Source organism: Dyadobacter sp. BE31 (assembly GCF_031457695.1).
Classification (GTDB): domain Bacteria; phylum Bacteroidota; class Bacteroidia; order Cytophagales; family Spirosomataceae; genus Dyadobacter.
Window position 1 is genome coordinate 77,851 of sequence record NZ_JAVDXA010000001.1, and the last position, 20,353, is coordinate 98,203.

Annotated in this window: 10 protein-coding genes; 1 reads left to right on the plus strand and 9 read right to left on the minus strand. The window is 51.6% G+C overall.

Annotated elements, in window-relative coordinates:
* Positions 1–18: 18 nt before the first annotated feature.
* The 9 genes from J2Y43_RS00340 to J2Y43_RS00380 form a co-directional block, all read right to left on the minus strand.
* Positions 19–2,340 carry a PSD1 and planctomycete cytochrome C domain-containing protein gene (locus J2Y43_RS00340; RefSeq protein WP_309981782.1) on the minus strand — a complete coding sequence of 774 codons (2,322 nt, stop codon included), beginning with the start codon at positions 2,338–2,340 and terminating at the stop codon, positions 19–21.
* Positions 2,341–2,358: 18 nt separating this feature from the next.
* Positions 2,359–3,768 carry a sugar porter family MFS transporter gene (locus J2Y43_RS00345; protein ID WP_309981781.1) on the minus strand — a complete coding sequence of 470 codons (1,410 nt, stop codon included), beginning with the start codon at positions 3,766–3,768 and terminating at the stop codon, positions 2,359–2,361.
* Between the two features lie 43 nt (positions 3,769–3,811).
* The gene (locus tag J2Y43_RS00350) at positions 3,812–5,089 is read right to left on the minus strand and encodes an ROK family protein (protein WP_309981780.1); all 1,278 of its coding nucleotides are present in this window, start codon (positions 5,087–5,089) and stop codon (positions 3,812–3,814) included.
* A gap of 412 nt (positions 5,090–5,501) precedes the next feature.
* Complete coding sequence (locus J2Y43_RS00355) at positions 5,502–7,328, minus strand: RagB/SusD family nutrient uptake outer membrane protein (protein ID WP_309981779.1); 1,827 nt, start codon at positions 7,326–7,328, stop codon at positions 5,502–5,504.
* Between the two features lie 42 nt (positions 7,329–7,370).
* Positions 7,371–10,556, minus strand: a complete 3,186-nt coding sequence (locus J2Y43_RS00360; RefSeq protein WP_309981778.1) for a TonB-dependent receptor — start codon at positions 10,554–10,556, stop codon at positions 7,371–7,373.
* Between the two features lie 580 nt (positions 10,557–11,136).
* A complete protein-coding gene (locus J2Y43_RS00365; protein WP_223406884.1) occupies positions 11,137–11,868 on the minus strand; it encodes a GntR family transcriptional regulator in 732 nt (243 codons plus the stop codon).
* Positions 11,869–11,970: 102 nt separating this feature from the next.
* The gene (locus tag J2Y43_RS00370; protein WP_309981777.1) at positions 11,971–14,634 is read right to left on the minus strand and encodes a hypothetical protein; all 2,664 of its coding nucleotides are present in this window, start codon (positions 14,632–14,634) and stop codon (positions 11,971–11,973) included.
* Between the two features lie 23 nt (positions 14,635–14,657).
* Positions 14,658–16,409 (minus strand): class I mannose-6-phosphate isomerase, encoded by a 1,752-nt coding sequence (locus tag J2Y43_RS00375; protein ID WP_309981776.1) that lies wholly within the window; start codon positions 16,407–16,409, stop codon positions 14,658–14,660.
* Positions 16,410–16,411: 2 nt separating this feature from the next.
* Entirely contained in the window at positions 16,412–17,608 is a 1,197-nt protein-coding gene (locus J2Y43_RS00380; RefSeq protein WP_309981775.1) for a DUF5005 domain-containing protein, read from the minus strand.
* A gap of 204 nt (positions 17,609–17,812) precedes the next feature.
* On the opposite strand from J2Y43_RS00380, the gene J2Y43_RS00385 reads away from it, so the two are divergent.
* Positions 17,813–20,236, plus strand: a complete 2,424-nt coding sequence (locus J2Y43_RS00385; protein ID WP_309981774.1) for a TonB-dependent receptor — start codon at positions 17,813–17,815, stop codon at positions 20,234–20,236.
* The last annotated feature ends 117 nt before the right edge of the window (positions 20,237–20,353 follow it).

A 20,353-nucleotide genomic window follows, 5' to 3' on the forward strand; every position in this document is an offset into this window, starting at 1 on the left:
ATAGCTTAAAGCCATTTTTCAACTCTTCGTAATCGTCTCCTCCATATTATACAGCGTGTTGATCACGCGCATCAGGGCTGCCGCGCGCACCTTGTCGGCTTTTGCCTCGTGCGGGAATTCGCCTACATTCAAAACTTTGGCGGCATTGTCTTTTTGTTTCGAGAACATGGAAGCTTCTTCATTGTAATATTTTTTGAGCAGCTCTACTTCCTTATCGGTCGGCTGGCGGCAGACGATCGCCTGGAACGACGAACGGATATTACCCTCGATGTCGGTCGATTTCGCGACCAGGCGCTCGGCTAACACGCGTGAGGCTTCGAGCACGGTCGGGTCGTTCAGCATCACCAGCGCTTGCAGAGGTGTATTGGTTTTGGAACGTTTCACCTCACAGTGGTCGCGGTTGCTGGCATCGAAAATGATCATCGACGGCGGCGGCACGGTGAGCTTGATGAACGTGTACATCCCTCTGCGGTACAATGCATCGCCTTTGTCCTGCTGGTAGGTGCGCAGGGTGCCGCGCCCCGAAGTAGCAGCCTCCCACAGGCCTTTCGGCTGGTAAGGTTTTACGCTGGGGCCTCCTATTTTAGGATTCAGCAAACCACTGGTTGACAGCACCATGTCGCGTACGAGCTCCGCAGGCAGGCGGTAGCGCGGGCCGCGAGAGAGGTAAATGTTTTCGGGATCGGCTTTCAATTTTTCGTCGGTAACCTTCGCGGATTGCCGGTAAGTCGCCGAAGTGACGATCTGCTTCACGAGCCTTTTAATGTCCCAACCGTGGTTCATGAAGTCGACGGCAAGCCAGTCGAGCAATGCGGGATTGGTGGGCAAGTCGCCCTGCATGCCAAAATCCCCCGTACTTTTCACGATGCCCCTTCCGAAAAATTCCTGCCATATCTGGTTGATGAAAACCCTGGCCGTGAGCGGGTTGCTTTTGCTGGTGGTCCATTTGGCTAGTCCCAACCGGTTTTGCGGTAGTTTGAGGGTGTCGAAACGCATCACGGCAGGCAATGCCGAGGCGGTAACCACCCTACCCGGTGCATCGTACGAACCGCGGTTGAGAATATGGGTCGGGCGCAGCGTATCGAGGTCGCCCAGTACCGACACCATCAGGCGGCTCGTATCCGGCCGGTTGATGAACGACAGTAATGTCTTCGCCTCCTCATCCGAAATGGTCATGATCGGATTCTTGGCAGGTTTCGTTTGCGAGATATCCCCTTCAAAACCCAGCTCTTTGGAGTTATTGAAGAATGCGAACATCCGGTAGTAATCCTCCTGCGAAATAGGGTCATACTTGTGGTCATGGCACTGCGCACATTCGACGGTGAGCCCCAGCACACCGGTACTGAAAGTTTTCGTTTTATCGATATTGTACTCGATCCGGTATTCTTCGGGGATTACGCCACCCTCTTCGGTGTATTTGTGGTTCCTGAAAAATGCGGTGGCCAGTATCTGCTCCTTATTGGCATTGGGCAGCATATCGCCCGCGATTTGCCACATCAGGAACTGGTCGTACTTCATATTCTTGTTGAATGCATTGATCAGCCAGTCGCGCCACGGCCATTGGGTACGCACTTCGTCGTCCTGGTAACCGTAAGAATCGGCATAACGCGCCACATCCAGCCAGTGAACGGCCATTTTCTCGCCGTAGGTTTTTTGCGCCAACAGCTGGTCCACTACTTTTTCGTAAGCCTTGTCGCTTTTGTCGGCCTCGAACTGCTTTTGCATTTCCACGGTCGGCGGCAGGCCCGTAAGGTCCAGCGCTACCCTTTTCAACAAATAGCTTTTAGCGGCTTCGTCGTTCGGTGCCAATCCGGCCCCCTCCATTTTCCGCAGTACGAAATTGTCTATTTCGTTTTTGGGCCAGTCTTCTTTGGAAACTTCGGGCACTGCCGGCAATACCGGTGTGGTGAAAGCCCAGTGCCGCTCGTACTTGGCCCCTTCCTCGATCCATTTCTTCACCAACCCTATTTCATTTTCATTCAGCAAACCCAGGTGCGACTCGGGCGTCGGCATCTGGTAAGACGGGTCCGCCGAAGTAATCCTCCGGTATACCTCCGACTGCTCCGGCTTGCCCGGGAAAATCGCCACGCCTTTTCCGTCTTTCAGCTTGGCATAGGCGCTTTCGGCCAGGTCGAGCCGTAGGCCAGCCTCCCTTTTTTTGGAATCGGGACCATGGCATGCGAAACATTTATCGGACAAAATCGGCCGGATGTCGAAATTATAACTCACAGCTTCACTACCCGACTGAGACTGTAACACGCCGTTCTTTTTGAAACAAGAAACCGCCAGAAAAGCAACGGCGCCGGATAGTACCCCCAGGTACAAGAACTTCTTTTTCATTTGCAATTTTTTACACAATCAACCAATCTTTACTTCGCCTTTCACAGTCTCCGAACTCAGGAACTGTTCTATTTCTTCCAGCCGCTTTCCTTTCGTTTCAAACAGGTTCCGCTTCGCGTACACGTACGAGCAAACGCAGAAGAAGGAGAAAACGAAAAATGTATTGGCCACTCCCAGCCCGTCGCGCATGAGCGGGAAGAGCAGGTTTACGATCCAGTCCGACACCCACATCGTCATAATGCAGATGGACAATGCGGTTCCCCTGATATGATTTGGAAATACTTCCGTAGCAATGACAAACTTCAACGGCCCGAGCGAGAAGGCGAAAAAAAGCAGGAACAGCATGATGCACATCAGCATCCCCCACCCATTTATGCCGTAGGCGAAACACAGGCCGGTTAATGCAAGCGATACCGCCGCCCCGGCCGAGCCCATCAGGTATAACGACCTTCGCCCTAGCGTATCGACCTTCCAGATGGCTATCAGCGTGAACACCATGCTCGCCAGACCCAGCATCACCTGGTACAACAGCACGTCGCCGATCACGATACCGGCGGACCGAAGAATCGTCGGGCCGTAGAATACCACGCCGTTGATCCCACTGAACTGCGAAAGGGCAGTGAGGATCATCGTCATTACCAGCAAGCCGCGCAACGGATATTGTATTATCTCCTTGACGCCCCCCTCTCTTTGTGCGAAGGCTTCCTTTATTGCCCCGAATTCCGTACGGGCCTCATCCTCCCCATTTATTTTGACCAGTATCCCGAGCGCCTCCTCGTTCCTGTTGTGTTTGGCGAGCCAGCGCGGGCTTTCCGGCACCCTCACGAGCAACACACAAAACACCGCCGCCGGGATCACGCTCACAAAAAACATCCCGCGCCACACCTCTTCCACAAACAGCCAATGCAAAACGCCGCTTCCCGTGCCTGCATGTGCTAGCGAGTACCTGTGCAGGAACAAGTTGCTGATGTACGCCGCCAGCACGCCTATGGTGATAGCCAGTTGGTAGAATGTAACCAGCCCGCCACGTTTCGGCGCGGGCGCTATTTCAGAAATGTAGAGCGGCGACACATTGGAAGCCACGCCGACACCCGCACCGGCCATGATGCGGAATATAATGAGGATAGTATAAGTATTTGAAAATGAAAACCCTATGGCACTTACCAAAAAGAGCAGGGCCGCTACAAACAGGACTTTTTTCCGGCCTATTTTGTCGGCCAGGTAACCCGAGAATGCAACCCCGATAATGCAGCCCAGCAAAGCGAACGAAACAAACAGCCCCTCTTCCGCGGCCGACAAGCCATACTGCGTCCTGACCGGCTCTATGATCCCGCTCACAACGGCCATATCGAACCCGAACAGAAAGCCTCCCAACGCCGCGATGAGCGTGATGAGAAAGGTAAAGTGTTTTACTTGTTGTGTTTGCAAGGTGTTCTTTGATTAAGGGCTTTCTTCTATGATCCGCTTTTGGTCACCAAACGGGTTTCGTTTCAAGGGCAGAATCCAGGTTCACCAGCTTTCCCTCCCAGCCACACAAGGCGGCGCCGGTGCCGTAAACAATACACAAATCCGCGGAAGTATCAGGGTGCAATACCCTCATTTTCTGATCATCTAATGAATGAAATCCATTCCCCAAACGCCCTTCATCGGCGGGCGGGGTTTTGAGACAGGCATCTATGTCGTACCAAAGTACCTTCCGTCCCGCCGCCGTCAGCGCGGCGTGCAGTTTCTGCCGGACGACTTCCCATGAACGCACTTCCAAGCCATCGATCGCCGCCGTTTTTTCATGACGCAACCGTTCAATCAAAAGATCGGTGTCATAGGCAGGAACCGGAGCTCCGGCAGAACCGTCGAAGGCCTCCCCTTCCCGGTTGCCCAGGCAGGCAGCACCGGTCAGGATACATGCTTCGGTATCATCACAAAAAACCACATGCACTTTACTATCAAGCGATTTCAATTCATTTTCTAATGGATTGAGAAACAAATGGCCCGCTTTTGCTATATTCCCGCCAATCACCAGCTCATCGCACCCGAAGTTTTTCAGCCATGGAAGCAGAAACCCGCCCAGGTTAGCACCAAATTCATCGAATATGCATTTCGAGACTTCCGAATCCATTTTAGCCAGTTCACGAACATTTCTGATATTCTGCCCGGTGGCCTGCTGATAGGCCTGGTGAAACCAGCGCGTAGAAAAATAATCGTCGGCTATGGATTCCCCGAAAGGCTCATTGTAGAATGCGCCCGACTCGGGCAGCGCGGTATGATGTGTTACCAGTTCGCCATTCTCCATGAACGACGATCCAAAGCCAGATCCGAGCGTGAGAAAAACGGTCCGTTTACTTTCCAGCGAGTTTTGCATATAGGCGCCGACGGCAAAGCAATGCGCATCATTGAAAAACCGGATTGCGGTGTCAGGCATACCGGCAGCATCTTTGAGCGCCTGCCCGAGGTGAAGCCCGAACATTCGCTCGAATTTCCCGCCTACGTGAAGGACTGTACAAATCCCTTTGGCATAGTTGAAAGGCCCCGGGAATGCGATCCCGATTGAGGCAACCGGCTCCCGGCCCGCGAGTGCCTCTGTGATACAACCGGCGATCGCAGCCACAATCTCCGTGGCGGCGCCGAAGCTATTTAATTCCTTTCGCACCATCGAAAGCGCCCGCTCTCCGGCGACAGACATATCCACGGCACCGGCCGTAACATGACTTCCTCCAACATCCAACCCCAGACTTACATTTGGCGCTTTCATAAGGGACTTTGTAATATATGTTCAAATATACAAACATATCACTAACAGTCAAAAAAGTTGCATTAAATCAACATACAAAAATAACACTCATTAAATACAATCAACTGATTTAAAATTAATTACAAATTTATTGTCAGATATCATTTTGTATTTTAGTTCTACAAGCTCAAAGAAAAACAGAAATTTTTCGTCGAAATTTAGCCAATATGTATGATATGTATATACATATTAAAGGGCGCTATATACATACGCCAAGAGGCTCATTTCTGCCAACCGCCAAACCCTTTCCGCACGGGCGGCAGCACGAGGTGTTACTGAAACCGCCTATAAAAACCAATGGCGGGTATGCCCCGCCATTGGTCCCAAATACCTCAACTATTTACTAATTCACTCTATGAGAATTTACGCCTGATCAATAGCCCGGGTTCTGTTTAAGCGCGCCATTGCTTTTCCGGATCTCCGTATTCGGGATTGGGAAGAGGTAGTAATGGTCGCCTTTCCAGGGCTTCCGTACCTCGGCTTCGGGGATTACGCCGTAAGTATAGGATAGTTTCCCCAAAGCATCCCCCGGCTTGGCGCCCGTCCAGTCCATGGTAACTTTTGTAAGCCCTCTCACCGCTATATCCACATTTCCGGGCGCCGATTTCCAACGCATGAGGTCGAAGAAGCGGGAATCCTCCAAATGCAGCTCGATAGCCCTTTCGCTCCGGTACACGCGCACCAGCTCGGCACCCGTACTTTTCACATCGGGCATATGTACCGACGCCCGCTTTCTGACCTTGTTGATGTATTCCCTTGCAACCGCCTCGTTACCCAATGCCATTTCGATTTCAGCATAATTCAGGAAAAACTCGGTCAACCTCATGAACACCACCACCTGATTATAGTCATAGTCAAAGCTCGCGCGCGGGCCGACGAAGTCGTCGGTCTTTTTGAAGGTGTAACCCGTTTGCACCCGCCAGTGGAAAGGCGTGAGCCCTTTTACCCAGTAGGTTTTCGAATCGCGGCCGAAGTCAAACAGGTTCTGGCCGTTTTTAGGGTCTACTTTGTTAGGGTTGATATAAGGAGGCGCGTTGTCCGGGTTCGGATTGGCATCTTCCCAATATTCGTACAGGCGCTCGGTACTTTTCGAACCGTCTACGATATTGAGCGGTCCCGCGCCGGGATAAATCACCGCGTCATAAAACCTCGGATCCCGGTTTTTCTCCGGTTTCTGCGGGTCGTAACCCGAAGCCGCATTCACCGTCACCCCGTCGGCCAGGTAGGGATACTCGCCGTTGGTCATCTGGAACATATTGACGAAGTTCTGCGTCGGCACGATCCGTTGCTGCGCATCGAAACCGCTGGGCCAGTAGTCGTAATTGTAACCCCAGCCGGGTATCCTGGTAGCAGGCGTGAACGACTTCCCGAAAATGGTTTCGTCCGTTTTCAGAGGCTTTTTAAACAATGCAGCATACTCCGGGTGCAGCGTGAAGCCCAGGTCGAGAACAGCCTTGGTAGCCGTTTCGGCGGCTTTCCATTTAGCCATGTCGTTGGAGGGATTGTTGAGCGGGCTTGCCAGAAAAAGCAACACCCTCGCTTTGAGCGCCATCGCTGCCGCTTTGCTGATTTTGCCGGTATTGACCGGCACCCCGTTCAAAAATCCGATAGCCTTATCCGACTCTTCCAATACAAACTTCGCGCATTCATCGAACGTATTCCGGGGCACATCAAAGCTCTCCGAGTTCAGCTGAAAACTGTTTGTAATAATAGGTACACCACCAAATGTGCGCATCAATTCGAAATACATCCACGCACGCAGGAAATGCACTTCGCCCTTCATAGGATCCAGCTTGTCGGCAGGAATGCTCGATTTCTCGATATTCTCAAAAAACACGTTTGCCTTTCTGATAAAGCCGTACTCATAGTTCCATAGCGGCGTACCATCCTGCATTGCGGCCAGATCGGAAACATTGTCCGCGGTCATATTACCTTCGATATAGTTGCGGATACCTGCCGAGCGCTCATGGGTTTCGGGTTGGTTCACTGCAATGTCCGTCAGCGCATCATAGCCACCGGTACCAGGCGCCCAGGGCGGCTTGATACCGTTATAAATGTTGTACACATAGTTTTGAAGAAAAACCGCATCATTAAATACCGCCTCATCCGATATCGCGTCCAGCGGTTTCTTGTCGAGCACGTTACAGGAAGTGGCCGCAGCGATGATGCCGACGACCGACATCGTGAGAGCCCGCTTCATTACCTGATTTTTTATAACTAAATATTTCATAGGTTATCTGAATTAGAAAGTAAGATTGAGGCCGAAGCTCAGGGTCTTCATATTAGGATACGCGCCACCGTTTCCGCTCAGGAATTCAGGGTCACCATTGCCATACTTTTTAAGCGAGTTGAAGAGCATGAATGCATTATCCCCGGAAACGTAGATCCGCAGCGCAGTAATCCTTGCTTTCGAAAGGAGGCTTTTAGGAAGCGTATAACCCAGCTGCATGTTTTTCATGCGCATCCAGGTTGCCTTGTGGTAATAGAAGTCGCTGTCCGAATTGGCAAGGCCGGTCGGAGCGATCATCGGCAGCTCGGCATTTACATTCTCCTTGGAATAGCTGTTCAATGCTACGTATTCCAGACCATTACCTCCCGCACCCGAGTTGAATCCTGTGCTCAGCCGGAACTTGGCGCCACTTTGGCCTTGCAGCAACATCGTCAGGTCGAAGTCTTTGTAGTTCAATCCTACGCTCACACCGTATTGTGTACTTGGGAAAATCGTCGTAACCCCGGTGGTAGCATCGGTATTATTAGTGGTATTGAACATGTAACGGTCGTTGCTGTCGATTTTACCGTCGTTGTTCAGGTCGGCAAAAATCAGCCCGCCCAAAGTCGCGCCCGGATATTTCACGCTGTTGTCCAGATCCTGCTGCGTCCGATAGATGCCGATGGCCTTGTAAACCAGGCGCGAGCCGAACGGCTGCCCTTCCAGCTTTTGATAAGGCTCGGCCTGAGGGGTTTCATCAAAATAGACAATCTCGTTTTTGTTATATGAGATATTTCCGTTGATACGCAGCGTGAGGTTGGAGAAGTTGTGCCGGTACCCCGCCTGCAATTCGATACCCTGGCTGTTCATCTTACCAATGTTCTCATCCGGCAGGATCAAGCCGGTGTAGCTGGGGATCGAAGCCTGTCTTCTGCCGAGGATATTGGAAGTTTTGTTTTTGAAAATGTCGGCTTCGAACGTCAGGCGGTTATCCAGAAATGCTGCTTCCAGGCCCAAATCGGTCTTTTCGCTCACTTCCCATGTGATATTCGGGTTCGGCGTCGACTTCACGGCAATCCCGCGGGCATCTACCCCATTTACCACCCAACCGGCGTCATAGCCATAGGCCGCAATGTATTGGAACGGATTCACCCGGTCGTTGCCCAGGCGCCCCCAGGACGCTCTCAGTTTCAGATTGCTGATGATATTCTTCGGAATGAATGCCTCATTGCTGATCACCCAGCCGGCAGATACTTGCGGGAAAAATCCAAACCGGGTTTCTTTCGGGAAGATCGGCGAACCGTCATACCTCGCGCTGAAACCGAAAAGGTATTTTTCTTTAAAGTCGTAGCTGACCCGTCCGAAAAAGTTCTGACGACCCGATTCCGTCGCTGTTCCGTCGTTATTCCAGTTGGCCCGGTTGGTACTACCCGCAAAAAGCTGGTCGATCAGCGGCGAATCGTAGCCGAGGCGCTGCGCCCAGAACAGGTTGTCGTTGTAGCTCATCTGCTCATAGGCCACAAATGCATTTATTTTATGGTCCCTGGCGAACGTCGTGGCGTAAGAGAGTTTCACGTTTCCGGTCGTACGTAAACTTTGTTTGAAGTCCTCACGCAGACCGATATCCTCCACCGTTCTCGATTGCTTTTTCACAATCGACCCGTCCGGAGCGCGCTCATAATAGGGCCATACGTAATTAAACTGCTTGTTGTAATCCACCGTTTTAACCAGCGACAGGTAACCGTCCAGCGCCAATCCTTTCACGAACGGAATGCTGTACTTGGCCCGCAGCGTTCCGCTGGCCACGTCGGCTTTGTATCTGCGGTACCCCGGGCTTTGCAGGCGCGCGGCCGGGTTCAAATGCGACCATCCTTCACCGGGATAGCGGTAGTCTCCGCCGATATAGGCTTCCTGCAACGGGCTCGTGCTTGCGAGCGCACCCACTTCCCCACCGGCGCCACCCTGCGGTGTTTGCGTATATTTTTCACGAACTGACAGATCGAGACCTACCTCAAAATCTTTGGTTACCGTTACATCGATGTTACTCCTTACGTTGTATTGTCTGAGTTTCGATTTGTTGTCACCGCGCAGGATGCCGCCTTGCGAAGCCGTACCCAGGGATAAGAAATACCTCACCCGGTCGGTACCTCCCCGCATTGTGAGCGAATAGCGTGTTTGTCGCACCGGCGGACCAATAAGGGCATTCCACCAGTTTTCAGGCCGGCGCTGGCCAGTTCTGAATGCGTCTACTAATGCATCGGGAAAGTCCGGCGGCGTTCCTTCCAGCGCTCGTCTGTCGTTCAGCACCTTCATATACTGGAATGCATCGGCCGACTTCACTTTCATTGTCGGCGATTGCCATGATTGTGTGGTAGAAAAATCGAATGCAGGCTTTCCGGTTGTCCCTCTTTTGGTAGTAACCAGAATAACCCCTCCTGCCGATTGCGCACCGTAGATGGCCGCGGAGGCGTCTTTCAAGACGGAAATAGATTCAATGTCATTGGGATCGAGGCGGTTCAAGCCGTCGGGATCGGCATTGGCCACCCCGTCGATTACGATCAGCGCCGAGGTATTACGGTAGGTGCCGGCTCCCCTCACAAGGATCTGTGAATCGTCGAAACCCGGCGCAGCGCTCCGCTGCGTCACATACACCCCGGCCATGCGGCCCGCAAGCGAGTTGGACAGCGACACCGCATTGGATTTCTTAATTTCCGCACCGGTTGTCTGCACTACCGCATTGGTCAGTTCCGACCGTTTCTGCGTTCCGTAACCTACCACCACCACGTCGTTCAGTTCCTGGGGCGACACATCCAGCTTCACCGCGATCGCCGACTGCGAGCCGACCTTCACGTCCTTGCTTGTGTAGCCGATGTAGGAAAAAACCAACACGCTGTTTTCGTCTTTCACCCGGATGGAGTAGTTCCCGTCCTGATCGGAGACCACACCATTGTTGGTCCCTTTTTCCAGGATATTGACGCCCGGTATCCCTGCATTGTTTTCATCGGTAACCTTTCCCGAAACGGCTTGTTCGGCCCGGGTTCGGTGTGCGGCATGTGTGGCGATGCCGGACGTTAATACGCCTGGCGGACGCCCGCCCGGGGCGCGACTGAGCGGACCGGCATTCGCCCACGTCATGGGAGCGAGAAACCCCATCAACGCAATCCCCCACAAGGTACACGACGCACCGTGCACATTTTCAGTCAGTAGTTTTGGTTTCATAAAAGGCAAGGTTTAATTAATAAAGTCCCTTCCTGCCGGCCGGAAGGCCTGCTGGGTTATGATCGTCAATTCTTCGGGGTTTGCTGATGATACGTATAACGGTAATAGATAAACGTCACCGCATTCTGCACAGTTTGCACGCGGCCACCATGCCGCAATTGCTCCACCAGGCAGTCCTATCGGCCTGCCGCTTTGCCCTTTTCTGAAACAAAAGCAATGCAGTAGCCTTCGGAGCGGGGCTCACGTTATTCGGTTATGACATTATCGGTAATCGCACTTTAATATGTACAAACATATAAACATATATTCGAACATACAAATATTATCAATAATAATAATTCATTGATTTTGTATGAATTTTATAAGTATACGCTGTTTTACAAAAACAAGAAACCCATTGAGCTATACGCGAAAAGGGCGATAAATGTATCTACAATTACCGTGACTGGTTAATACTCGTTTGACCTTTTATGATAGCCCGTTGCCCAGTCGAAGTGATATGGATTAACAAAAAGAGGGCCGCCTGTCCGATCATGTCCGGACCTGCGGCTCTCCCCAGTAGATTTGAAAATTATGTCAGCTACTCTCTTACGCTTTCAACTGTATACACAAAGCTGTCGGCGCGGTAATAGCCGATATTGTATTCGATAGGCCGTTCGCCCTGGTCGAACACGAACCGTTTTCTAAAAAGAATGGGACTTCCGGGTTCAACTTCCAGTTTAGCGGCGGTGAATTTGTCGGCGGCAATCGCGCTCACCTCTTCCTTCGAGAGCGTAGCGATCACCATATGATCTTTTTCGAGAATGTCGTACAATGGCCGTTTGAAATCCTCCTCGCCTGTCAGCCCCACTCTTGGATGGAAATAGGAGATAAAATACACAAACGGCCCTTCCGCTTTACCCCGAAGCCGCTCCAATTTCAGCACCTTTTTGTCGGTACCGATGTCAAAGAAATTGGCGATCTTCTCGTCGGGCGTCACCCAGGTTACGTGCAGCTCGAAATTCTTGACGATAATTCCCCGCGCATTCATTTCCTGCGTAAAACTCAGCCAGTTCTTTGATTTAGAACTAATTACAGGCTCCGTCACTTTCGTACCTACGCCCTTTTTCCGGATAAGTAATCCTTCGTACACCAGCTTATTGAGCGCCTGGCGCAAGGTCGACCGGGAAATGGCCAACCGCTTTGCCAGCTCCACCTCATTCGGCAAGAACTTCCCATCCAGGTGCTCCGGAGAGTTGATCATGTTGCGTAATAGGTTCTCTGCCTGGATATGCAAAGGAACAGGACTCTTGTGATCGATACTAAATTTCATATTGACGGATTGCAGATAGACAAAAGCAAAAATAGCAATTTTGACCACGCCCGGAAATAATAAGCAAAACGAACACGCCAAAGTCCTGCAACCAACGGGGCATTATTCCAGCAAAAAGCTCGCAGGCTGATACGCCCCAAGAGCGAAACGAAGCTTGCCGTGCGTCACCGAAACGGATTTCCCCGCCACCTCTCCGCGAAGGTTGACCGGAGTGGCTTTTGTAAATTTCGACTTTTCGGGAAAAGAAACCGTGATATCCCCGGCCTCACCCGCCTGCTCCCACAGGCGCAGCACCGTTCCGGCTCCATCCGGGTTATCACCGAATGCGGTTACCAGCGTGCCTTTTCTTGAAACAGCCAATCCCTCTCGCCGGGCCGGAAGTGAGCCTTTGGGACCATCGGCCGCGCCTGTAAGCAAGGGCAGCCGTGCTTCCCACGCGTTGCCTACGAGGGCCTGGTTCGTCTCTGTTTTCCCGTCGATTCCCCAAATCCTCACTTTTTCACTCCACGAGCCATCCTGCCACAGCGGAAAATTGGTGTTCCACATATTATTGTAAATATTGACGAACACAGCAGCCTTCCGGGGCATATCCTTCTCCGAATATTTCCACAAGCCCGGCTCACCCAGGCTGATCAATGGAGAATCGATCGGCGAGAGGCCCACGCCGGAATGGTCTGCCCTGGTAACGGCCACGCCTGAGCTAACCGCCATGAGATACCTGTTAGTGCCTGCAATGATATCTTTCGATGGATCAATTATTCCTCCGAGCCTTCCCACCGTAAAAACCGGTTCTTTCACCGCGAGCGGGAAACATAGCCAGCCACCTTCGGGATGCTTTTCCGGCGTTTTGGAGTCCACAGACCATTCCACATCTACATAACCTTCGTGCTTTGGAAATGTGAAGACAATCTTGTAGCCTTTGGCCAGGCCTCGGGTATCGGTCGGTGTCAACGTAGCGATGTCAGCCGCATCCGACCCGGCGATATCGATATGCCAGTTTTGCGGGGTTACCGCCAGGTACGGGACCTGCGCCGCATTGGCCATGCCGGGTTTCCCGAGGTCATTCAGCCCCCAGCCATCCTTGATCCGGCTGTATTGATTAAACCACGCGCCTACCTCGTTGCTACTGAATCGCTCATGTAAAAACTGCCCCGCCACGTACCCCTGGCTGCTGTCTATAAGCTCCTTACCGCTCTTTTTATCAACAAGTGACGAAATCCCACCTTTTTTCAAGTCAAAAACCACACTGAAATGCGGCGTTTCCAATGTGGAAACTGAGCTTGTAGCACCGGCAGTCTGCCCGATCTCCTTTTCCGAAAATGATACAAAACCTGATGCCGGCACATCGCGGGCCAGGAAGTATGCCCCTTTTTTCCAGGGTATTTCAACCATTCCCGACCGCTTCCACGGCAACGGGTTGTACACGACCATTCGCTTCCCTTCCATACCGACCGACTTCGCCAGCAGTTCGAGGTGATGGGCCAGCTCGCCATCCACAATCTGCGCTGCATTCATCATGTATTGCCGTTTCTCGTCATAGGAATGCAGCCATTTTCGCTTGCTACCTGTTTCCGGGTGCCGGGCCGAGCTATTCTTTAATTGAGAGTAATCACCATTAACGGGTACCGGTTCGGCCTCCGCTTCGCGCATCCATTTTTTCCAATCTTCGCCATAGCTGTAACGCGGCCCGTATTCCGCATTCATTCCCCAGGTGTGCTCGGCGTACAAGAGACTTTGCTCATAAGCTTTTGCCAATGGCCCCGAAATGGACCCGACCGGCAATTGCCATATTTTCATTTGCGTATTCAAGCCTTCCAGCGCAGGAGCCATCGGCCGGGCTCTCCTCGCGACGCTGGTTTCCCTCGGGTTGGCAAGAATGCCGTGTATCCAGGTATCGGGCATATCTCCCCTGATGACGGGGAGTTTCGGGTTCTCTTTCAAAACGGCACGGGCGAAATCGTCCAACGTACCCAAATGCACCCTTACACCGGGCAAATCGGTTGCAATTTTCTGAAGAATAGCATCCAGGTGCTCTTTTGACGGAGGCCCCTCATTGTCGTTGGTCATGATCATACCCAGGTAATTACGGCACGGCCAATCGGCCCCGGGCTTAATCTCCGACCCATAAAGCGCCGTGTACTGGCACAATATCCTCGATCCATCGGACCCTTCCCACCAGAAAAGCGGCGGCACATGCGGGTACTGGCTCGCCGGGTTGCAGCCCATTTGAAGGAATTTCACACCCGCGTGGCTCAGCAATGTCGGCAACACCCACGAATGACTGGGCACGTCCGTCAATTTGGCGCTGATGGGCAATGGCAATCCGTAGGCGCGGGCTACTTTTGAAGAAAATCCCAACCCGCGGACCAGATCTTCGTAGTCGAGCGATTCGGTATGGGTCGTGAACGGATAGGCATGCACGGCGATCGCACCTTCCCGGATCGCCTTTTCGATTTTCTGCTTACGGCCGGGCGTTTGCAATGGCCCCAGGATCTGCTCGCTAAGCGGCCAGCCGGGCACCGTCCAGGTAAAGCGCTTTTCAGGTGGCAGTTTCGCATTATCGTCAATGATTTTCATCGCCCCATCCATCATTTCGCCCCGGTACCTTTGAAATACGTTTTCCGGCAAATCAGTAAAACCGAGATCAAAATGGGTCTTGAAAACCAACCAGATATCCGTAACCTGCGGATGTTCAGCCGCATTCTTCTGGGCTGACGCCGGCAAAGCCAGCGCCATCAGAAACAATAATTTTGCTCTTTGTAACATTTGGATAATCGAAATTCCAACCCCTATTTTCTCACGTAGGCTTTTAGTGTAGCACATTTCTTCCCTGTGCTCTTGCCCGATGGCGTAATTGTGTACGACGGCACATCTGCCGGCACGATGAACGTCTCCGCATAATGGATCACATAGGGCTCAAAAAGGCCGTCGGGGCTTTCTACCACGGCTTCGTCACCTTCCACGAGATTGACCACATTCAGGTTTCCGTTGGTATAATGAGTCACTTTGCTGTCGAACCAGTGCCTCCTGGTTTCTATAAACTGGGTATTGAACAGCCCGGTCGATTCTTCCATCGAGTGGCCATTTACGGAAATCTGCTCGACATTATTAAAGAGGTTCTCTTTCACCCAATCCTCGTCCCTGCCCCAATCGATCACGTTTTTACCGTGCTCGATATTGATCGGCCGCGGCTTTCCGTCGAGGCCCAGCCTACCCCAGTCCCATAATTTGAAAGTAAAAATGTAGGGAGTTGCCGAAATTTCGAGGACAACCGCATTCTTGCCGGAACAATGGATCGTACCTGCGGGAATCAGAATATGGTCATGCTTTTTGACAGGCAGCTTATTGACATACTTTTCCGCATCGAAATCCTTCAACCCGCCCTGGGCTTTTTCGAGGTCTGCGATCATATCGGCTGCTTTCACGCCCCTGCGCGTACCCAGGTATACGCAGGCGTCCTCCTCGGCTTCCAGAAAATAGTAGCTTTCGTCCTGGGTGTAATCCATTCCAAAATGCTCCTTGATATACTGCCTCGTAGGATGCACCTGCAAACTCAGGTTACCGCCATCCATGGTATCGAGGAAGTCGAAACGGATCGGAAACTCGGCGCCAAAAAGGCCGTAAACATGCTTACCAAGCAATTGGCGTGGCCGGGTAAGCACCAGGTTGATCGAAGGCAGTTCGAAAATACATTCACCAAACTTGAAAAGCAGGCTGTTTTCTTCCGGAACACAGTCGAATCCCCAGGCATAGTTAACCTCCCCACGGTCCAGGTCGGCGACTTTTTTCAGCCATTGCCCGCCCCATGGTCCCGGATCGAAAAACGGCACAACCCTGAATGGCCTCCTGACAGCCTCATCGAGTCCTTTTTGGTAAAGCTGTGCATCCACCATTTTGGGTTCGTTTTCCTGACAGGCATCGATGAAGAAATCTATTTTGTCAAAGAAAAGGAGCTTATGCCGATCAAAAACCCGCCAATCGAGGAAATAGCCTTGCTTGTATTTCAATGCAAACTGATCGTCGGCGTTGTCCATTCCGAAATTACCGACTACGCCGCGCTTCATTCTTTTCTGGATTTCCCAACGCGCCAGATCGGCGTAAACAAGCAGGCCGGCATCCGCAAAAAGTGCAGCGCCCTCGCCGTAAACGATCACTAGCCCCGACTCGATGGCGCGAATCTGCCCGCGTACCCGTTGCAGCTCGTCCGTATCAAAAAAATCGACCATTTCCAGGTCATTCATTTTCCCGAAGACCTGGTCATCGGTCACGAACGGGTACACCATATCCCCGATCTCGGATACGCTTTTAAGCGCACCGCCGGTATGGACTACCGTGGCCGCAGGCATATAGCGCCCGATCGCCTCACGCACCGGGCCGGTGTCGACCCCGTGATACACATCCATACAAACCACGCACTTCGGCTGGCCTGTCTGCTGAACAAAGCGCGCTATCTCCCCAAAAATATTGGCCCAGCCCACAAAGCATTTGTCGGATGATTTGCTTACTTCTATAAAGGGGTATTTATCGTAATTCGAAGACATTTCTATTTTGATTTGGAGCTTTGGCTAAGTTGGATCCGCACAAAGCGCGGACGATAAAGGTTGGGTTGCTTGGGCAAAACTTCCAGAAATTTGAAAGTATTGACATTATAGGAAATGAGTAATTCGCCGGGGGCCGACAATGCCGGGTGCGCTTTGGCATTGTAGGTAAACAGATCAGGATCGCGGATATCGGCAGACGTTCTGTACAATACGATTCTCGGTCCGAATGGTCCGTAAGGCGTTGGCCCTATCTGCATGCAGATTTCAGGAAAAATGCTGCTCAGCTGATACACCAATGCATATTTACCTGGCGCCAACATACTCACACTTAATTCATTCGAGACCGAGTCACTCAAAGTAGCGGCCTCCCCTGCGCTTTTCGACCATCCCTGCTCTCCCCGGAATTCCCATTGACCAAACGACGTGAGTCGGTCCGGCTTAACCCTGGCTGCAACCAGTTTTTTGGTTGATCCTTTGGTACCATAAATGTAAACAAAACCATCGGGCGAAGCCTCTCCGGCTGTCCGGCTGTTGTTATAAATTCCCGCCCCGAACGAAATGGTTTCGCCGCCGGCATGATAATCATTGAACGGCAGCATAAAGTGCTCCTGGTCGGCATATGGGAAATGGCTACCTGCGGGGATCCTGATCACCGCGTTCCCGGTTTCCTTAAACGGGAATGCGGAATTATCGTGTGTGTTGGTGATTTTGTAAGCAAAAACAAAAAGATCTTTGCCCGAGTCCGGGTTCACAAAACCGTCGCCCAGCCAGAAATAGGTATCCTTGTCGGGCTTGTCCGATTTCGGGACAAATACAGCCCGGTGCCCTTCCGCGCTGCTTGCAATCCTGAATGCGATCTTGTCCGGATCGGGTGATTTCCCATTCAACAATGCTACCGAATTGTTCACCAGCGAGAACCCGGATTTCAATGCAGCTCCATCAATTTCTCCCAGCACGGTATCGCTGAAAAGAAAAAGAATGCTGTCCTCTTTCTGAGCATCGCGGCCGGAAAATGGGATCGCAAATATGCCGTCGCCGCCCAGCCAGCCCGATTTTCTCAGGAACAGGTCCGACCATTCAGGCGCCGGCGAGGCTGTGAATTCATTCACATTCAGCTCGCGCATGCCTGCCCGTCCTTGCCCGGATACGTACCCGAGACAAGATAATGTGATCCCCAAAATCAGAGTGGTGTTTCTCATCCGCTGCCCAATTTTTCCTAAATATAGTTTATATGTACATATGTATATACATTATTTCATTAACCGGCAACTTTTCATTTTCCTTCACTGCTTCGTCAGATACCTCCCTCAGCTCTGATGTTACCGGAATATTACAAAAACCTTTGGAACTGTTGTGTTCAGGAAATACATTTGCGGCACTCAAATTATAATAAGTCTAAATAAATGAAATATCTATTATCACTATCCATTTGGTTGCTTTTGCCTTCACTGGTGCTTGCGCAAACGGGAAAAGTTAGCGGAAAGGTTGTTGACAATACGCAAAACGGCTTACCTGGTGTGAGTATCGTTATCAAAAGTGGCAGCCTTGGCGCTCACACCGACGAAAATGGTGCATTTGAAATATCCAATATCAGCGATGGCAGTTACACTTTATCCATTTCCTCCGTGGGATTTAAAACCCGGGAATTACCGCTGACTATTTCGCAGAATGAAGTCGAACTTGGGGCGATTATGCTTTATGAGGGTGATGAAATTTTACGGGAAGTAGTGGTGCAGGGCGAGAGAGAGGACAAATTCTCCCGCAGCAACACAGCGTACGTCGCCAAGCTGCCTTTAAAGGATTTTGAAAATACGCAGGTGTACAGCACGATCACCAATTACCTTTTGAAATCGCAGATCATTACCAATTTTGACGACGCGCTCAAAAACGCGGCCGGGGTCGAAAACCTCTGGACCTCCACAGGCCGCGGTGGTGACGGCGCGGGGTACTATTCGCTTCGTGGGTTTTCTGTGCAGCCAAAACTCGTGAATGGCCTTCCCGGGCTAACGAACGGGACGATTAACCCAGCCAATATCGAGCGGATCGAGGTGCTGAAAGGGCCTTCGGCGACGCTGTTCGGCAATGCGGTGAGTTCGTATGGCGGGCTCATCAATGTGGTTACCAAAAAACCTTACATCGGTACGGGCGGCGAACTGTCGTTTACCACCGGCTCTTTCGGCCTGAACCAGATTACCGGCGATTTCAACACAGCTCTGAACAAGGATAAGAATCTTTACTTTCGCCTGAACACCTCTTATACGACCGAGCGCAGCTTCCAGGATGCCGGTTTCAGAAAGTCGTTTTTCGTGGCACCTTCCCTTTCCTACAAGGTGAACAACAAGTTGTCCTTCTCATTTTACGGCGAAATTACCCAGGCCGAGCAGACTAACCCGATGTTCCTTTTCCTGAACCGGGCTGCGCCGTCGGTCGCCAAAAACATGAAGGAATTGGGATACAACTACAAACTGTCTTTCACCAGCAACGACCTGACCTTGCAAAACCCCACCCAGAATTACCGGGTTGAGATGGATTACAAACTGTCCGATACGTGGCAATCGCAAACGCTTATTTCCAAAAGCGCCACCTCTACCAAAGGCTATTACACCTATCTCTATGACTACGGCATCCTGAAAGGGAACACATTCTCGCGCTTCCTGAACAAGCAGAATGAATATACCGGGACATCCGATATCCAGCAGAACTTCATCGGGGATTTCAAGCTGGGCTCGCTGAGAAACCGCGTCGTGTTAGGTTTGGATTATTTCACGGCAACTTCTACCAGCAACGGCACCGGCTATGCGTTTTACGGAAATGTTACTGCCGACGGCGGCTCCAACGGCGACAACCCATTTACGCCCGGCGTGGAAACGACCGCCTATCCGCTTTCCTCAGCGGCCGTCGATGCGGTGCTCGCCTCACAACCGGTGGCTAATGCCAAATCGAAATACAACATTTACAGTGCCTACGCTTCGGATGTGTTGAATATTACCAGAGCATTGTCGGTGATGGTGGGTCTTCGCCTCGACCATTTCGACAACGTAGGCAGCGTATCGAGCTCCGCGTACGATGATTATAAGCAAACTACCCTTTCGCCGAAGTTCGGGATCCTGTACCAGCCACTGGTCGACAAACTTTCTGTTTTCGCCAACTACCAGAACGGCTTCACCAACGTGGCCCCCGAACTCGTAGGGAACCCTGAAGACGGCCCACAGACCATCAAGTCTTTCCGCCCTGAACAGGCAAACCAGATCGAGTTCGGTTTTAAAACCAATATCATCAAAAACAAACTGAACCTGACCGTCAGCTACTACGACATCAAGGTGAAAGACCAGGTAATCACCGATCCGGCCTCGCCTTTCAACAAAATCCAGGGCGGAGAAGCTTACAGCCGGGGATTTGAAGTAGAGTTGAATGCCAATCCGGCGAAAGGGTTCAATATCCGTGCAGGATTCAGCAACAATGAAAGCAAGACGACTAAATCCGATAACGAGCAGATCCTGAACAAGCGTCCGTTGGGAGCGGGCCCGAAAACACTCTACAATATGTGGGCTAACTACGAGCTACCGGCAGGAAAACTGAAAGGCTTCGGCGTTGGTGCCGGGTTCAACGGCGCGAGCGAGCGGTACGCGATCAACTACGCCTCGACGGGCGACTTTATGTTGCCTGCCTACACCGTTGCCAATGCGTCGCTCTTCTACCAGGCTGCACATTACCGCATCGGGTTGAAACTCAACAATGCATTTGATAAGGAGTACTACAAAGGATGGTCTACGATCGCCCCGCAGATGCCGCGGTCATTTCTCGCCAACTTCACCTATACCTTCTGATTTTTGATCGAAAACAATACCGAAGAGTAACCGAAAGTCGCCTTACAAGAGGCGACTTTTTCTTTATCCGCACTTTGGCACAATATTTCTAGCCATATTTGCCAAAACAACCTTGAT